The following is a 16,305-nucleotide window of genomic DNA, read 5'->3' on the forward strand; positions in this document are numbered from 1 at the left end:
CACAGGAGTCTGGACTTGACTAAGTAAAGTCATACAATGCTCGTTTTTTTAATTAACTAGGATATTTATTACAACATAAAATAATCAAATAGCATTAACAAGTCAAATAAGTGTTTGTTTTTATTATGAAGTTTTTAAATAAAGTGTCTAATACGGCCTAACTTAAACTATCTAAAATCCAGCAATAGTCAACAATATAAAGAAGTTCAATTGCACTAACGAATGAATATAAAAAGACGAGATAAACATTGAGTTCGCTGTTAAAAAGTAGTGAATAAATAAAGGTGGCATTTTCATTATAAATGTAATTTTAGCAATATGATGTAAGACAGTGTTACATATACTGGATACTCATATTAAAATAAAGATTCAAAATCAACCCCAATATTTTAAAAAAATAATGCTACGATTTTATTTAAAATAGGTATAAAGATTGTTAAGACAGCGTTTATAAGTAGTATTATTAGAGTCTCCTATCCCCTACCCTATCAATAGAATCTTTATAACGTCTAAAATTACGTTATAAAGTTCAGACTTTAAAGTTTCTTTTTTGTACGTTATATTGTAAAAAGAGGTGTATAAATAATGAGAGAAATCAATGATATTATATCTGAAAATTTAAAGTTATACAGAAAACAAAGTGGATATTCACTTGAACATTTGTCAGAAATCACTGGTGTAAGTAAAACGATGTTGGGCCAAATAGAACGTAAAACATCTATTCCTTCTATTACTACGTTGTGGAAAATAGCAAATGGTCTAAAAGTTTCTTTTACAGAATTAACTCAAGAAAATAGCACTATTATTAGAAAAGTAACTCTAGATGATATGCAACCTTTGATGTCTGAAGATCAGAAATGTAAGGTTTACCCTTTCTTTAAATTTGATATTGAAAAGAAATTTGAAAGTTATATGGCTACCATTGAGCCTGAAGGAAGAATGAACGGCTCACCACATGGTTCTGGGGCAATAGAATATATAACGGTATATGAAGGCACATTAACGCTCGTATTGGATGGAGAAACCTTTTTGATACATAAAGATGAGGCAATTCAATTTAATGCGAATATGTTTCACTATTATGCTAATGAAAATGATATAACTATTCGATTACATATAGTTATACACTATTGATAGTATTTTTAGCTTATAAATAACTTAAGGTTGCTATATTCTACCGGGAGATTTCAGGAATAAAAGGTGTGATATAACATTTTTTATGTAGTTTTTGAATATTGTTTTTTACATAAAAAACACAACGACGCAAAACGCCGTTGTGTTAGGTTTAATAAACTATTTTGTGTTGTAAATTAAGATTCTAATAGCAAATCTTCTGGGTTCTCAATCAATTCTTTAATTGTTTTTAAGAAACCTACAGCTTCTTTACCGTCAATAATTCTGTGGTCATAGCTTAATGCAATGTACATCATTGGACGGTTTTCAATCGTGTCTGCATCGATAGCAATTGGACGCGTGATAATAGAATGCATACCAAGTATTGCAGCTTGGCTTCCGTTAATGATCGGTGTGGACATCATTGAGCCAAAGATACCACCGTTTGTGATAGTAAATGAACCATTTACCATATCATCTAAACCTAATTTTTTATCGCGTGCTTTTGTAGCTAAGTTAGCTATTTCATCTTCAATTTCAGCAAAGTTTTTCTTATCACAATCTCTTACAAAAGGAACTAATAAACCATCTTCTGTAGATACAGCAACGCCGATATCATAAAATTGTTTAGTAATCATATCTTCGCCATCAATTTCAGCATTTACTTCAGGGTATTTCTTCAATGCTGCTACCGCTGCTTTTGTAAAGAATGACATAAAACCAAGTTTAGTACCATCATGGTCTTTGATGAATTGTTCTTTTTTACGTTTACGTAAGTTCATAACATTTGTCATATCAATTTCATTAAATGTCGTTAACATAGCAGTATTATTAGATACTTCTAATAATTTTTTAGCAGCTGTTTTTTTACGACGAGACATTTTTTCTCTGATAACTGGTTTAGTTGGATTTTGTTGTGCAGCTGTTTTTTTAGGTTCTTCTTTTGTTGATGATTGAGCAGTTTGTTGTGAATTAGATTGATTATTTTGAGTTTGGTTAACGTGTTCTTTTCTCACAATATCATTTGATTGTGTTGCTACTTCTGATAAATCTATACCTTTTTCACGCGCATATTTTCGTGCGGATGGTGTAGCATTCACACGCGCCCCTTTATCTTGTGCATTATCAGATGCGCTATCATTTTGTGGTTCTGATTTTGTTTGGTTTGCTTCATTTTCATTACTAGATGCAGATGATTGCTTTTCAGAATCATCTTGTTTTGACGTCTCTGGAGCATTATTACCGCTTCCTTCACCAACCACTGCAATTGACTGTCCCACTTCTACAGTATCGCCTTCGTTGGCTAGTAATTCTTGAAGTACGCCGGCTTCTTCTGAAACAACCTCTACGTTGACTTTGTCAGTTTCTAATTCTAGTATAGCTTCACCTTTATCTACACTATCACCAACTTGTTTTAACCATTCTGCAATGGTACCTTCTGTAATGGATTCTGCTAATTCTGGAACTTTTACCTCTGGCATGCTTAACTTCCCCCTAGTTAAATTTTGTGCTTTGTTCGATAATCATATTTTGAACGAGTTTGTGTATTTCACCATCGCCTTCAGCTGGTGCTGAACGTTGGATACGACCGTGATAACTTAAATCGTATTTATCAGTAGTCAATTCTTTGAGATATGGATAAACAAATGACCATGCGCCTTGGTTTTTCGGTTCTTCTTGTACCCAAGCGACATTTTCTAAGTTAGGTAATGTACTGAGCAGTGCTTCGATTTCTTCTGCTGGGAATGGGTATAATCTTTCGACAGCAACCAATAAAATGGATTCGTTTGGATTTTTCTCTAAATATTCTTTTAAATCAATGAACATTTTACCTGAAGCAAGAATAACCTTTTTAACAGCTTCTTTATTGTGATCTTCTGGTAAGATTGGTTCAAATTGTCCAGATATAAATTTATTGATTGGATCAGCTACTGTTTTATTGCGCAATAGACTCTTAGGAGACATAACTACTAAAGGTCTCATAGATTGCGTACCTAAACTTGCTGCTTGTGCTCTTAACAAATGGAAATAGTTGCTTGAACTTGATAAGTTTACAACAGTTGAGTTGTTTTCTCCTGCTAATTGTAAGAATCTTTCCAATCGAGCTGATGAATGCTCAGGACCTTGTCCTTCAAACGAATGAGGTAAGAATAGAGTTAAACCTGAACGTTCCCCCCATTTAGCTCTAGCGCTAAATAAGAAGTTATCAAATATCATTTGAGCCATATTTGAAAAATCTCCATATTGTGCTTCCCAAATTGTCATACAATCTTTATTTTGAACATTATAACCGTATTCAAAACCAACAACTGCTGCCTCTGATAATGGTGAGTTACGTACTTCAAAAGTCGCTTTTTGGCCAGGTACATGGTGTAATGGGATAAATTCTTCACCAGATTCTGGGTCATGTAATACCGCGTGACGATGGCTAAATGTGCCACGTTCACTGTCTTGACCTGTTAAACGGATTGGTGTACCTTGTTGTGTTATTGTTGCGAACGCTAATTGTTCTGCTTGAGCCCAGTCAACTAATCCATCTTCGTTTTCAAAAGGTTCTCTACGTTTCTCTAGTACTTTATTTAGCTTCTTAAGTACATTGAAGTTTGATGGGTATGATAACATGGCATCGTTAATTTCTTTAAGTTGTTCATAACTTATATCGATACCGACGCTTTCAAGAGGTTCTGCAAGACTATCTGGTTTTTGCATATCTGGGTTATCCATTTTATCATTTTTATCAATTTTATCGTGAGCAGCACGTAGTTCTTTTTGAACCTCATCAAATATATTGTTCATTTGATCTTCTGAGATGATGTCATCTTCAACTAATTGATTGCCGTATAAAATATCTACTGGGTCGTGTTTACGAATATTATGGTAAGGTAATGGATTCGTGATTGAAGGTTCATCCATTTCATTGTGGCCATATCTACGATAACCAACCAAATCAATCACAACATCTTTATGGAATTCTTTTCTAAATGCCATCGCTATTTCAATCGCTTCAATAGTAGCTTCAACATTATCTGCATTTACATGCATAATAGGAACATCATAACCTTTAGCCACGTCTGATGAATACGTTGTAGAACGCCCATCTTCAGGCTCTGTCGTAAAGCCAATTCTATTATTAGTAATGATGTGAAGCGTTCCGCCCGTTGAATAGCCATCTAAGTTTTCTAAATTCATCGCTTCAAAATTGATGCCTTGACCAGGATACGCTGCATCACCATGTATTAAAATAGGCATTGATTTATAGAAGTCTGTTTGAACAGCTCCTGGTTTGTTTGTATCATCTTGTGTTGCACGTGTTTTACCTAGAACAACTGGTGCAACGATTTCTAAATGGCTCGGGTTATTTGCAAGAGAGATGCGTTGCTCGCTGCCATATGAATTGGTTGTTTTCACACCGCCTAGATGATATTTTACGTCACCTGACCAACCTGCAGTTAATTCTAAGCTGCCATCTTCTGGTAAAAATTTCATTGGATCAGTATGCATAAATTCTGAAATCATCATTTCATACGGTTTTTCTAATACATGCGTAAGCACATTCAATCTACCGCGGTGAGCCATGCCTATTTGGATATTTTGAATGCCTTCATCACTAGCTAATCTTAACGTTTGTTGTAACATTGGCACTAGTGTATCTACACCTTCTATTGAGAAACGTTTTGCTCCTACAAAATTTTTATGTAGATATTTCTCAAAACCTTCTACATGCGCTAAATTTTTAAATAATTCTATTTTTTGATTGTCATTTAAAGTCGCCTTGTATGGTGTTTCTATTCTACGTTTTAACCATACGCGTTCCCTATTATTATTGATATGTGTATATTCAAATGCAATAGGTCCTTTGTAACGTTTTTCCATACGAACAATTGCTTCATAAGCATTATCGTAAATGTCTTTAAAGTGTTCAGATACAATACCTGCAGAAATAGATTCAAGTGTTTCTTGATCTAAATTAAAGTCTTCGATATTTAATTTTGGAACATTTTCTCTTACAGGTTTGTTAACTGGATAAATATCTGCCAATAAATGCCCGTATTGACGTATGTTATCAATTAAACGCATAACACGTTTGATTGTGCTATCAGCTTTGGTCACGTTATGTTGCCCTTCAGCTGTATTTGTTGCGATGTTTGCTTCACCGTTTTTGATTGTGCTAAATAGGACTTGTAAATCTTCAGGAACTGAAGCTGGATCATTGAGATACATATCATATAAATCTAAAATATACCCAAGATTAGCCCCGAAATTTACAGGTGCCTGGGAAACCTGACTTTCGTTGCTCATATTACACCCTCCACAAAATAGTTAAAACGCTTACAAATCAATAATAGCATTAAATATAACCAAATTAAAGTACCAATAACTGGTTATATAAAAAAAGCAGAACCTCATATAATTTGGCTCTGCTAATTGAATTTTCATTTAATAGCGTAACATAGTTTAGATGCATTAGTAACCGGTAACATAGGTCAAAATGTAATTTTGAATGTTGTATATTTGCCTACTTCACTTTCGACATGGATGGTGCCGTTATTTAATTCAATAATTTTTTTAGCTATTGAGAGCCCTAATCCATTACCGCCCAGTTTTCTGGAACGTGATTTATCTACTCTGTAGAATCTATCAAATATAAACTCAATATCTTCTTTGGGTATACCTACGCCATGATCTGTAATTTCTATAGATATTTGTTTGTTTCTTAGTTTAGTTTGAATAAGGATGTTTTTATTTACTTGATCATACTTCATAGCGTTATCAATAAAGATAATTAATACTTGTTCGAATTGATAGCGGTCCATTTTAATATTAAGTGGTTTATTATAAGGGCTAAATTCAAATTTATAATCTTGATGTAGTTGCTTTAAAGATTTAATTCTAGAAGTAATTTCTTGATTGATTTCTACGCTTTCAATTTCATTTTCCCTGTTATTATTGTTGTCTTTAGTCAATAATAATAACTCTTCTACTAATTTAGTAATTCTTTCCATTTCTTCTAATGAGATATCAAGTGATTCTTCAAGAATGGCTGCGTCCTTTTTTCCCCAACGTTGAATTAAATTTAAATGGCCTTGAATGATTTGTAAGGGCGTTCGTAACTCGTGTGAAGCATCTTCAACAAATTGTCTTTGTTGATTAAATGACTCTTCTAATTGGAACATCATTTCATTGAAAGTTACAATTAAATTATCTGTTTCTTCGTAATTTGTTACTAAATCCACTTTTTCTTGGAAACCATCACGACGTATTTGTTGCATCTTGTTAGACATTAATATCAAAGGTTTCGTAATTTGTGCAGAGAAAAAGTAACTAACCATTGCAGTAATAAAAGTGGCAATCACTCCAAATATCAATGCAATAAAATATAGAGAATTAACAAGTGCATTATAGCGATCTAAAGAATGTACAATAATGCTATATCCTTGGAAATGGCTTGTGTCAATTTGGTTTGTAATAATTAGATAATCACTGTTATGACGTTTTTTAATCGTAGCAGTATTAATATCCTTAGGGTTAAACTTAGGAGAATATGTTATTGAATTATCATTTGTTGTTTCAATTTGTTTTTTTCCTTTTTTATTGAAGAGTATAACTTTTTGAAAGTTTCCTAAAGATGCATTCAAATCTAATGGGGTGATCTCTTTTAGTTGTTTTGATTCGAATAATTGTAAAGTATCTGTATAACTCCTTTCTGCTTCGTTTAATTCATTATGGCGTAGCGCATTACTTAAAAAGAAAATAATGATTAAACTGAATATAAAGATTGTTGAAAATGTAATCGTTGTTGTGATTATCATCCATTTTGTTTTTAATTTACGTTGTTTCATTTTCTTACCACGTAACCTACTCCTCGAACGGTTTCTATGTACTTATCTTTACCGTAGGGTTTAAGTTTATTTCTTAAATAACGAATGTAAACATCAACAACGTTGGTTTCAACTTCTGAATCATATCCCCATACATCAGCAATGATTTGTTCTCTTTGCAATACATGATTACGGTTTTCTGCTAGTAATGTTAATAAATCGTATTCTGTTTTTGTTAAGTCTAAAGGTTCTCCGTCTACTGTGACTTTAAATCCGTCTCTATCTATGATTATGCCTTTCATATCAATCACGTTTTTTTGTGGTTGCCTGCGTAGCATAGCTCTTATTCTAGCTAATAACTCTTCAATATCAAATGGTTTTACAATATAGTCATCAGCACCATAATCTAACCCTGCTACTTTATCGTATGTGTCGCTTTTAGCAGTGATAATAATAATGGGGGTTGTTTTATTTTGTCTAATTTGTCTACAAATTTCTAAACCATTGATATTCGGTAACATTAAATCTAGCAAGATTAAATTGTATTCATTATTTAATGCTTTTTCTAAACCTGGTTTTCCATCATATTCAATATCTACGTCATAATTTTCATGTTCTAGTTCTAATTCAATAAAACGTGCAAGATTTTGTTCATCTTCAACTATTAAAATTTTTGTCATTAGTTACACCTCAAAATATATAATATATGAAATGACTGTATAGAGAAAGTATCTAGGTGTGAAAGGCATAAAATGATGATTGGCATTGATACAAAAAAACTAAAAAATTAATGTTAAATTTTTTCATGATTCTAATTGACAATTATTCTCAATGTTGTATAATGTAATTGAAAATGATTATCAATACTATATAGACATTCCCCCCACACATATTTGTTTAATAGGATTGATCATTTTCACAAATATCCCCTTTTATATGCCCGTAAAAGACTAACGTTGCGAGACAACGTATATATAAAGACCGGTTTTACAGTGTAAAATCGGTTTTTGTAATAATTTTTGACACAATAGAAATAAGCTAGACGGTTTCACGTCTAGCTTATTTTTTATTGCGTTTTAATTGATGATAAACGCATGTCGTTTTCTAGTTGGGTGCATATAAATGCTTATATTTTTAAGTTGTGTCTTAGGATCAACGTGGATAATACCACACAAAAAGTGCCTCCGATAATACCAGCAATAATATCTGTAGGGTAATGAACGCCTAGATATACTCTTGATGATGATATCAAGAGTATAAATAACGCTGAAAGACCTATCATGACACCCTTTGTTTTTCCTTTCAGGACACGATTAGCGATGTATATTATGCTACCAAAGAACGCTGCAGAACCCATAGCATGCCCACTTGGAAAACTAAAACCTGAAATATCTATCAGACGTAAGAGCGTAGGGCGTTCTCTATCAAATATATTTTTTAACAAAGGGTTTAATATGCTTGATAAACTCATAGCAATTGCAAAAAACAATGCTTCAATGTTTAGTTTTTTGAGCATTAAATAAGCAATTAATAGAAGTGATAAACAAACCATCGCCCATACTTCACCTATTTTAGTTACTCCTAGAAAAAAAGTAGTTGTGATAAAACTTTCTGAAGCATATATAAATTCATAGACTTCATTATCTATCCATTTTCCTAATCTAGATTCATGAAAGGATGCAATGATACCAAATATTAAGGTGAAAATGATAAGTAAGCTTATTCTTTTCCAACGACTCATTGCAAAACCTCCCTTTCATCATTTTGTTGCATCTTTAATAATTTTATGAAATAAATCTTGACGTGTAAAACTTTCTTTATATGTTTGCATTTGAGTTATAATAGAATCACGGTTATTTTCAATGTTATTTAACTGATTTATCAGTTGATGTTCAGTTAATGTGTCTTCTGGAATGGTTCTGCCAAAGCCTTTAGACGCGAAATTTTTCGCGTTATCAATCTGGTCTCCACGAGATTGATCAAGGCCTAAAGGAATTAATAGCATAGGGATTCTAAGTGCTAAAAATTCATAAATAGCGTTAGAACCAGCACGACTAATAACAGTATCTGTAATGGCTAGTAAGTCTGTTAAATCATCTTTAACAAATTCAAATTGAACGTAACCTGGTTTATTTACCAAATTTTGGTCTAATAACCCTTTACCAGTTAAATGGATAACCTGGTAATCTTTTTGTAGTGCATCCAAATTATCTCTAATAATCTCATTTAGCTTTTTACTACCAAGACTGCCTCCCATGATTAACAACACTTTTTTATCATCTTTAAATTCTGTAAGTTGGTACCCTCTATTTTTATCGCCAGATTTTAAATCTTCTCGGACTGTTGCACCAACAAAATCTGCTTTGTCTTTTGGAAGGTATTGTAATGTATCTTCAAATGTTGTATAAATCTTTTGAGCAAATTTGAGCGCGATTTTATTGGCTAGTCCAGGTGTTAAATCAGACTCATGGATAATTGTTGGTATTTTTAAGGATTTAGCGGCAATAACTACTGGTACAGATACGAAACCACCTTTTGAAAATAATAAATCAGGTTTTTCTTTTTTTAAAATACGGCGCGCATCGAAAATACCTTTTAATACTTTAAAAATATCTTTTATATTTTCAAAAGAGATATACCGTCTTAATTTACCACTCGAGATTGTATGATATTTTATTTGTGGTAATTGAGACTCAATCATTTCACGCTCCATACCTTTTTTGGACCCGATATAAAAAGCTTCATGACCTTCTTCTAAAGCTGTTGGTATCAAGCTTAGATTTACTGAAACATGTCCAACAGTGCCGCCGCCGGTGAATGCGATTTTTGTCATAATATTACCTCTATTCTTCTAAATTTTTATAATAGGCATAGAATGGTTCTCCTTTATCAAAAGGAGGATAATCAATATTGACTTCACCTACTTTGGTAAAGTCAAATTTTTTGAATAAACCTTGTGCGCGTTTATTTAATGCAAAAGTATCTGTTAATATTACATGAATATCGTTATTTAGTGCAAGATTAACTGCATAATTAAATAACTTTGTTGCAGCACCTTTTAACTTTGAAGAAGCCGCTAACCTGTGAATAACATACGCGCTATTTCTATCAATTGGCCACGCTAGTTCATCATACCATTCAGGTTGCTGTTGGTCGACAACTATAAATGCAAAAATAGTCGAATTTGCTTCAAGCACAAAGAGTGATTTTTTTTTAATATCTTCTTCGAAATGTGTTTCTAAGGGATATTGTTCATCCCACTGATGATTGCCATCTTGTCTCATGATTGCTTTTGCTTCGTTAACGATGTTTAAAATTGCTGGTAAGTCTGCTTTTGTACCAAGTCTAATCATAAAATTTACACCTCTTTGATGTTATTTTAATTTTTTTAGTAAAGTTTGTAACACGGTATCTTCTTTATTCGCTTTGTCAACTAAAGCTTGAGTGAATTTATTATTTGTCTGTTTATCAAATTTTCCATTCACTGTTAGTCGATTATCTTTTTGGAATGTTTTAATAGCATCTGCTAAATTTTCATCAAAAATTTGAGATTTATTATTTGTTTGGTAACCTAAAGCTGAAAGCCCTACTTTTATCGTTTTAATATGCTTGTCTTGATCATCCAATTGATATGTCTTAGTATTCGGAATAACATTTAATGATTGATATTCCGGTTCATCAATTTTTACATCAGGTTTGATTCCTTTACCATGAATGTAATGAGATTTAGGTGTCAGCCACTTCATATTAGTAAATTTCAACAGTGAACCATCATTAAATTCATGTGTAGTTTGTACAATCCCTTTGCCAAACGTTTTTGAACCGTATACTTTTGCTTTGTCATAATCTCTCATAGCACCTGTAAACACTTCTGAAGCACTAGCGGAGCCTTTATTTACTAAAATAGAAACATCCATGTCTTTAGCTTCTTTTGAAGCATCATTTGAAGTTTTAATTTGTTCTTTATGGTCGCCTTTTTCAAGTTGTACTGCAGTTTTACCTTTATCTACAAAAATGTTGACCATTTTCACAGCTTCATCAAGTAAACCACCTGGATTATTACGTAAATCTAAAACAATTTTACGTATGCCATCTTTATGTGCTTTGATAATTAAAGATTTTAATTCACCAGATGTACTATTTTGGAATTTATTTATTGTAAATACACCTACATTGCCTTGTTTTTCGTATTCTACGCTTTTAACATGTATTTTATCTCTTTTAATTGAAATTTCATGTGCTTGACCCTCTCTTTCGATTGTAAGGGTTACTTCCGTACCTTGTTTACCACGCACTTTTTTGACGATAGCTTCTAAAGGCTGGCCTTTAATAGATTTGCCATCTACTTTAGTCACGGTATCCTTTGGTTGAATGCCTGCTTTATCAGCAGGAGAATCTTTTATTGGACTTGTAATTTGTATGGTATCGCCTTTTTTTTGCATTTCTGCACCAATCCCTACAAAATCACCTGAAACGTCCTCATTAAATGATTTAGTCTCTTTTTTGGTCATAAACTCTGAGTATGGATCGTCTAAGTCTTTAACCATACCTTTAATTGCTGCTTCAGATAGCTTTTCTGAATCGGTATTCTTATAATATTCATTATTTAAAATTTTATAAACTTCTTCAACTTTTTTCATTTCTGTTCTTTGATTTCCATCAAGACCGCTAGCCCAATGACTAATACCTATAGTTGCAAACACAGTTATGACTGCTGTGATAAGTATCGTACTTATTAATATTAAGATAAAGTGTTTACGTTTGAAATTCATTCTTTTTGGTAAGTATTGTGTGTTTGTCTCTTCGTTACCGGGCGCTTTATTATTTTCATTTTGGATGTCTGAACGTTCCGACATTTAATCACTTCCTAATGCGTATGTATAATTCATATCAAAATTTCATTTAGTTGGAAATAAAAGTAGCTGGGATTGAATCATTAAAGATTAACCCCAGCACTCTCTATGATACTTTATTATTTTAATACACTTTGATATATACTCTCAAATATAAACTAAAATTAAAATTTTAACCATTCAGTATACTCTTCATACAAACTATCAAATACAGACATTGAAACAGTATAGTTTCCTTGCATTTCAATATAATCTGATAATATGTGAAAATCTTTTTCTTGTCTTGGAAAAGACAAATCATCAAATATTTCTTCTGCTAATTCGCCTTTTTCATCTTTTCTACCACGTGCGGTTAATGCAAATTGATAAAATGAATGATCTTTCATTTTATCATTGTCACATCAACTATTTTAGTTTCGCCTTTTGATACTGAATTTAAATCTTCTGCAACGGCAATTGCAGATGTGTTGTCTGAATTTGTAATAATGATAGGAGAAATAACTGATTTAGCATTTTCTTTAATATAATTTAAATCAAAACGTAATAACTGATCTCCGATATTAACAGTGTCACCACTTTCAACTAGTACCTCAAAACCTTCACCGTCAAGCTGTACAGTATCTAAACCTACGTGTACGAGCAATTCAAGCCCGTTATCAGCTTGTAACCCAATAGCATGTTTAGTTGGGAAGATATTATCTACTTTACCATTAATTGGAGATACTACTTCACCTTCTGTAGGATTGACACCAAAGCCTTCTCCCATCATCTTTTGTGCGAAAACAGGGTCTGGAATGTCTTCTATTTTCACATATTCACCAGTAATGGGTGTATAAATAGCAATCTCTTTATTAACTTCTTTACCTTTACCAAATAATTTTTTAAACATGTCTTGTTCGCTCCTTATTTTTCAAAATGTGATATTAAATCTCCATAACCCAATTCTTCTAACTTTTCGTATGGTATAAATTGTACTGCTGCTGAGTTAATGCAATATCTTAGACCGCCACTTTCTTTTGGTCCATCATTGAAAACGTGTCCCAAATGACTGTTAGCATCTTCAGATCTTACTTCTGTACGCACCATACCAAATGTTTTATCTACAAGCTCTATAATTTCGTCATCAGCTAAAGCTTTAGAGAAACTAGGCCAACCACAATCTGATTCGAATTTTTCTTCTGAGGTAAATAGAGGTTTCCCAGAAATTTTATCAACATATACACCTTTTTCAAAGTGGTTCCAATATTCATTTTGAAAAGGTGGTTCGGTCCCCGCTTCTTGAGTAACTAAATATTCCATTTCTGTTAAATCGCTTTTATTTTTTTTAATCATTTTGTTTCCCCCAGTGTTTTTCTATAAAGCCTTTTCTGCCAGAACCTCGTTGATATTGTTCATAATGTAATGGATTCTTTTTATAATAGTCTTGATGATATGATTCAGCTGGATAGAAATTTTTATATGGTTTTACGGGCGTAATAACAGGATTATTAAATATAGCTTGTTCGTTTAAATCTTGAATTTTTGCTTCTGCAGCTTTTTTTTGGTCTTCGTTATGATAAAAAATGGCTGGTTGATAATGTTCCCCTCTATCAAAGAATTGGCCGCCATTATCCGTTGGGTCAAATGTTTTAAAGTAAACATCTAAAATGTTTTCGAAGGAAGTAATTTCAGGATTATACGTGATTTGTACTGCCTCAACGTGTCCGGTTTGTCCGGTGCTCACACTTTCATAAGTAGGATTTTCGACATGTCCACCACTATAACCTGAAACAACATTTTCTATACCCGGATAAGAAGTGAATGGTTTTACCAAACACCAGAAACACCCTCCAGCTAATGTTGCATATGCCATGATATACCTCCTTTTTACTATCTTGTCATAAAGTTATCATTATTTTAAGGGATACGCCATTAAATTGTTTTAAAGGTTTAAAAAGCATCAAAATAAATAATTTATTTTGATACTATTATATATGAATTTATGATTTTAATACAACTAAGCCTATCGCACCTTGGCCAGTATGTGTGGATATAATAGGAGTCGTGACGTTCGTATCAAATTGAGAAAAATTAAATTCTTCAGAAAAATGCTTTTTAATTTTATCGACAAATTCTATAATATTAGCATGTGCAATACCAATGGATTTAATTTTCTTGTCCCCGATAAAAGCACTAATTTCCTTTTTCAAAAATTGAATGCTGCCATTTTGAGTACGTGAGTTATGAATTAATTCAATATTACCATCAATTAATGTGCCAATTGGTTTAATTTTCATCATATTTCCAATTAATCCCTTAGTTTTACTAATTCTACCGCCTTTAATTAATTGGTTTAATTGTCCGATCACAACGTATAACTTTATATTTTTTTGTAAATCACTAATTTTCGATTCAATTTCTTCTGATGAAAACCCTTGATTATTCCAATCTACAACATGTTGAACTTGGTAACCGAGTCCAAATGAAATAGATTTTGAATCAATCACTGTTACTTTACTATCGGTCATTTGGCTTGCTTGTAATGCTGTTTGATACGTGCCACTTAATCCTGAAGTCATGTGAATACTAATGATTGCAGAACCATCTTTACCTAATTCATCATATAGTTCAATGAATTTACCGATTGCAGGTTGACTTGTTTTAACGTCGGCATCATTTTCTATTTTTTGAATAAATGCTTCAGAGGAAATATCTACTTGATCTACAAAAGTGTCACCGTCAATGGTTAAATTAAGCGGGATGACGTGTATCTCATTATCTTTTAAATAAATATGTGATAAATCTGATGTTGAATCAGTCACAATTTTTGTTTTCATTATCTTATCCTCCTATGCCGTTTCTTTACGAACTAAATGTAAAAATGTATGCGGAATCGTATTTTTTTCATCTAGCTTTCCTGTAATAGAAGATTCAACTTCCCAATCTTCAAAAGTATAAGGTGGAAAGAAAGTGTCCCCGTTATATTTATCTTCTATTACCGTAATATACATATCATCTACTTTATCAATCATTTCTTCGAATAATGTTTGACCCCCAAAAATGAAGACATGTCCAGGCAATTCATAGATTTCGTCAATAGAATGAATAACATCCACACCATCGTGTTTAAATGATTTATTTCTTGTTAGAACTACATTTTTTCTATTAGGGAGAGGTTTTCCTATAGAGTCAAATGTTGCACGCCCCATAACAAGCGTATTGCCAGTTGAAAGTTCTTTAACATGTTTTAAGTCATTTGGTAGATGCCATGGCAATTGATTGTTCACGCCGATAACGCGTTGCTGATCATGAGCAACAAGTATTGAAAGTGTCATAATGATCCTCCTAATAGTGAGTATGATCTCGTTTATCTGATATTATACTTACTTAAATATTATAGATTAGCTAAAGCTAAAATTAAACAGTGGCCAAATTTATACAGCGATTGGCGCTTTAATTGCAGGATGAGATTGATAATTAACTATTTCTAAATCTTCATAATTAATTTCAAATATAGAAGCATTTGAATTAATTTTAAGTTGTGGTGGTTCGAAGCTATTTCTAGATAATTGTGTTTCAATCGCATCAATATGATTTGAGTAAATATGCGCGTCACCAAATGTGTGGATAAATTCCCCAACTTCTAAACCACATTCTTTAGCGACTAGATGAGTTAATAAACTATAGCTTGCGATATTAAATGGTACACCTAAAAAGATATCTGCACTTCTTTGGTATAGTTGACAACTTAATTTACCGTCTTGGACATAGAATTGGAACATTGTATGACAAGGTGGTAAAGCCATTGTATCTATTTCTGTAGGATTCCAAGCAGAAATAATATGGCGTCTTGAATTGGGATTTTTTTTAATTTGCTCAATTATTGTTTTTAATTGGTCAAAATGGTTACCATTTTTATCTTCCCAATCTCGCCATTGTTTACCATAAACATTACCTAAATCGCCATATTTTGTTGCAAAATCAGGATTGTTTAAGATTAATGCTTTAAATTTACGCATTTCTTCTTGGTATACTTCTTTAAATGCATCATCTGTTTGAGCTCTGTGACCGAAATTTGCCATATCAGGTCCTGTATATTCGTCCGATTTTATATAATTTTCAAACGCCCATTCATTCCATATATTATTATTATATTGAAGTAAATATTTGATATTTGTATCGCCTTTAATAAACCAAAGTAGTTCAGTAGCAATCAATTTAAAAGATACTTTCTTAGTCGTTAATAAGGGAAATCCTTTTGATAAATCAAATCTCAATTGATGTCCAAATTTGGAAATAGTACCTGTATTTGTGCGGTCATCTTTTTGTTTGCCAATTTCTAATATCTCCGTACAAAGATTGTGGTATGCTTGGTCAAATGTATTTAACATGACTCCCACACTCCTTTCAATAGTAATGTTATTTAGGTTTAATCATATTTTAAAATGCGGATAATTTAAAGAGATAACCTTTGATAGTGTAAAAAATAATATACAAGTTTAAATAAAATGAATGTATGTAAGTGATTAAGCAGAGTCGAG

The 16,305-nt window shown here is 32.3% G+C and carries 16 protein-coding genes; 1 reads left to right on the plus strand and 15 read right to left on the minus strand.

What is annotated here, in order from left to right; all coding sequences use genetic code 11:
• The first annotated feature begins 585 nt into the window (after positions 1-585).
• On the plus strand, positions 586-1,134 hold the full coding sequence (locus KA900_RS06110) for a helix-turn-helix domain-containing protein (RefSeq protein WP_115342158.1): 549 nt from the start codon (positions 586-588) through the stop codon (positions 1,132-1,134).
• Positions 1,135-1,310: 176 nt separating this feature from the next.
• On the opposite strand, the gene sucB is transcribed toward KA900_RS06110, so the two are convergent.
• The 15 genes from sucB to KA900_RS06185 form a co-directional block, all read right to left on the minus strand.
• Positions 1,311-2,594, minus strand: coding sequence for a dihydrolipoyllysine-residue succinyltransferase (gene sucB, locus KA900_RS06115; RefSeq protein WP_096809738.1), 1,284 nt, complete (start codon positions 2,592-2,594; stop codon positions 1,311-1,313).
• A 13-nt stretch (positions 2,595-2,607) separates the two neighbouring features.
• Positions 2,608-5,412: a 2-oxoglutarate dehydrogenase E1 component gene (locus KA900_RS06120; protein ID WP_147641360.1), complete on the minus strand. Its 2,805-nt coding sequence runs from the start codon at positions 5,410-5,412 to the stop codon at positions 2,608-2,610.
• Between the two features lie 185 nt (positions 5,413-5,597).
• Positions 5,598-6,953, minus strand: coding sequence for a HAMP domain-containing sensor histidine kinase (locus tag KA900_RS06125; protein WP_103373648.1), 1,356 nt, complete (start codon positions 6,951-6,953; stop codon positions 5,598-5,600).
• The gene (locus KA900_RS06130; protein WP_096809734.1) at positions 6,950-7,612 is read right to left on the minus strand and encodes a response regulator transcription factor; all 663 of its coding nucleotides are present in this window, start codon (positions 7,610-7,612) and stop codon (positions 6,950-6,952) included. The genes KA900_RS06125 and KA900_RS06130 overlap by 4 nt, the downstream gene beginning before the upstream one ends.
• A gap of 446 nt (positions 7,613-8,058) precedes the next feature.
• Positions 8,059-8,673 carry a phosphatase PAP2 family protein gene (locus KA900_RS06135; protein ID WP_115342156.1) on the minus strand — a complete coding sequence of 205 codons (615 nt, stop codon included), beginning with the start codon at positions 8,671-8,673 and terminating at the stop codon, positions 8,059-8,061.
• Positions 8,674-8,691: 18 nt separating this feature from the next.
• Positions 8,692-9,765: an undecaprenyldiphospho-muramoylpentapeptide beta-N-acetylglucosaminyltransferase gene (locus KA900_RS06140; RefSeq protein WP_115342155.1), complete on the minus strand. Its 1,074-nt coding sequence runs from the start codon at positions 9,763-9,765 to the stop codon at positions 8,692-8,694.
• Between the two features lie 10 nt (positions 9,766-9,775).
• On the minus strand, positions 9,776-10,285 hold the full coding sequence (locus KA900_RS06145; RefSeq protein ID WP_103372734.1) for a GNAT family N-acetyltransferase: 510 nt from the start codon (positions 10,283-10,285) through the stop codon (positions 9,776-9,778).
• A 21-nt stretch (positions 10,286-10,306) separates the two neighbouring features.
• Positions 10,307-11,788, minus strand: coding sequence for a S41 family peptidase (locus KA900_RS06150; RefSeq protein WP_115342154.1), 1,482 nt, complete (start codon positions 11,786-11,788; stop codon positions 10,307-10,309).
• Positions 11,789-11,949: 161 nt separating this feature from the next.
• Complete coding sequence (locus KA900_RS06155; RefSeq protein ID WP_096809725.1) at positions 11,950-12,171, minus strand: YozE family protein; 222 nt, start codon at positions 12,169-12,171, stop codon at positions 11,950-11,952.
• Positions 12,168-12,674, minus strand: coding sequence for a PTS sugar transporter subunit IIA (locus tag KA900_RS06160; protein WP_210139394.1), 507 nt, complete (start codon positions 12,672-12,674; stop codon positions 12,168-12,170). Before KA900_RS06160 ends, KA900_RS06155 begins: the two co-directional genes overlap by 4 nt.
• Positions 12,675-12,688: 14 nt before the next feature.
• Complete coding sequence (gene msrB, locus KA900_RS06165) at positions 12,689-13,117, minus strand: peptide-methionine (R)-S-oxide reductase MsrB (RefSeq protein WP_115342153.1); 429 nt, start codon at positions 13,115-13,117, stop codon at positions 12,689-12,691.
• Positions 13,110-13,637: a peptide-methionine (S)-S-oxide reductase MsrA gene (gene msrA / locus KA900_RS06170; RefSeq protein ID WP_103372737.1), complete on the minus strand. Its 528-nt coding sequence runs from the start codon at positions 13,635-13,637 to the stop codon at positions 13,110-13,112. Before msrA ends, msrB begins: the two co-directional genes overlap by 8 nt.
• Before the next feature lie 127 nt (positions 13,638-13,764).
• On the minus strand, positions 13,765-14,604 hold the full coding sequence (locus tag KA900_RS06175; protein ID WP_103372738.1) for a DegV family protein: 840 nt from the start codon (positions 14,602-14,604) through the stop codon (positions 13,765-13,767).
• Between the two features lie 9 nt (positions 14,605-14,613).
• Positions 14,614-15,099 carry a dihydrofolate reductase gene (locus KA900_RS06180; protein ID WP_096809714.1) on the minus strand — a complete coding sequence of 162 codons (486 nt, stop codon included), beginning with the start codon at positions 15,097-15,099 and terminating at the stop codon, positions 14,614-14,616.
• A 99-nt stretch (positions 15,100-15,198) separates the two neighbouring features.
• Positions 15,199-16,155, minus strand: coding sequence for a thymidylate synthase (locus KA900_RS06185; protein WP_096809712.1), 957 nt, complete (start codon positions 16,153-16,155; stop codon positions 15,199-15,201).
• Between the last annotated feature and the right edge of the window lie 150 nt (positions 16,156-16,305).

This window comes from Staphylococcus sp. GDY8P120P (genome assembly GCF_017892065.1).
GTDB classification, from domain to species: Bacteria; Bacillota; Bacilli; order Staphylococcales; family Staphylococcaceae; genus Staphylococcus; species Staphylococcus nepalensis.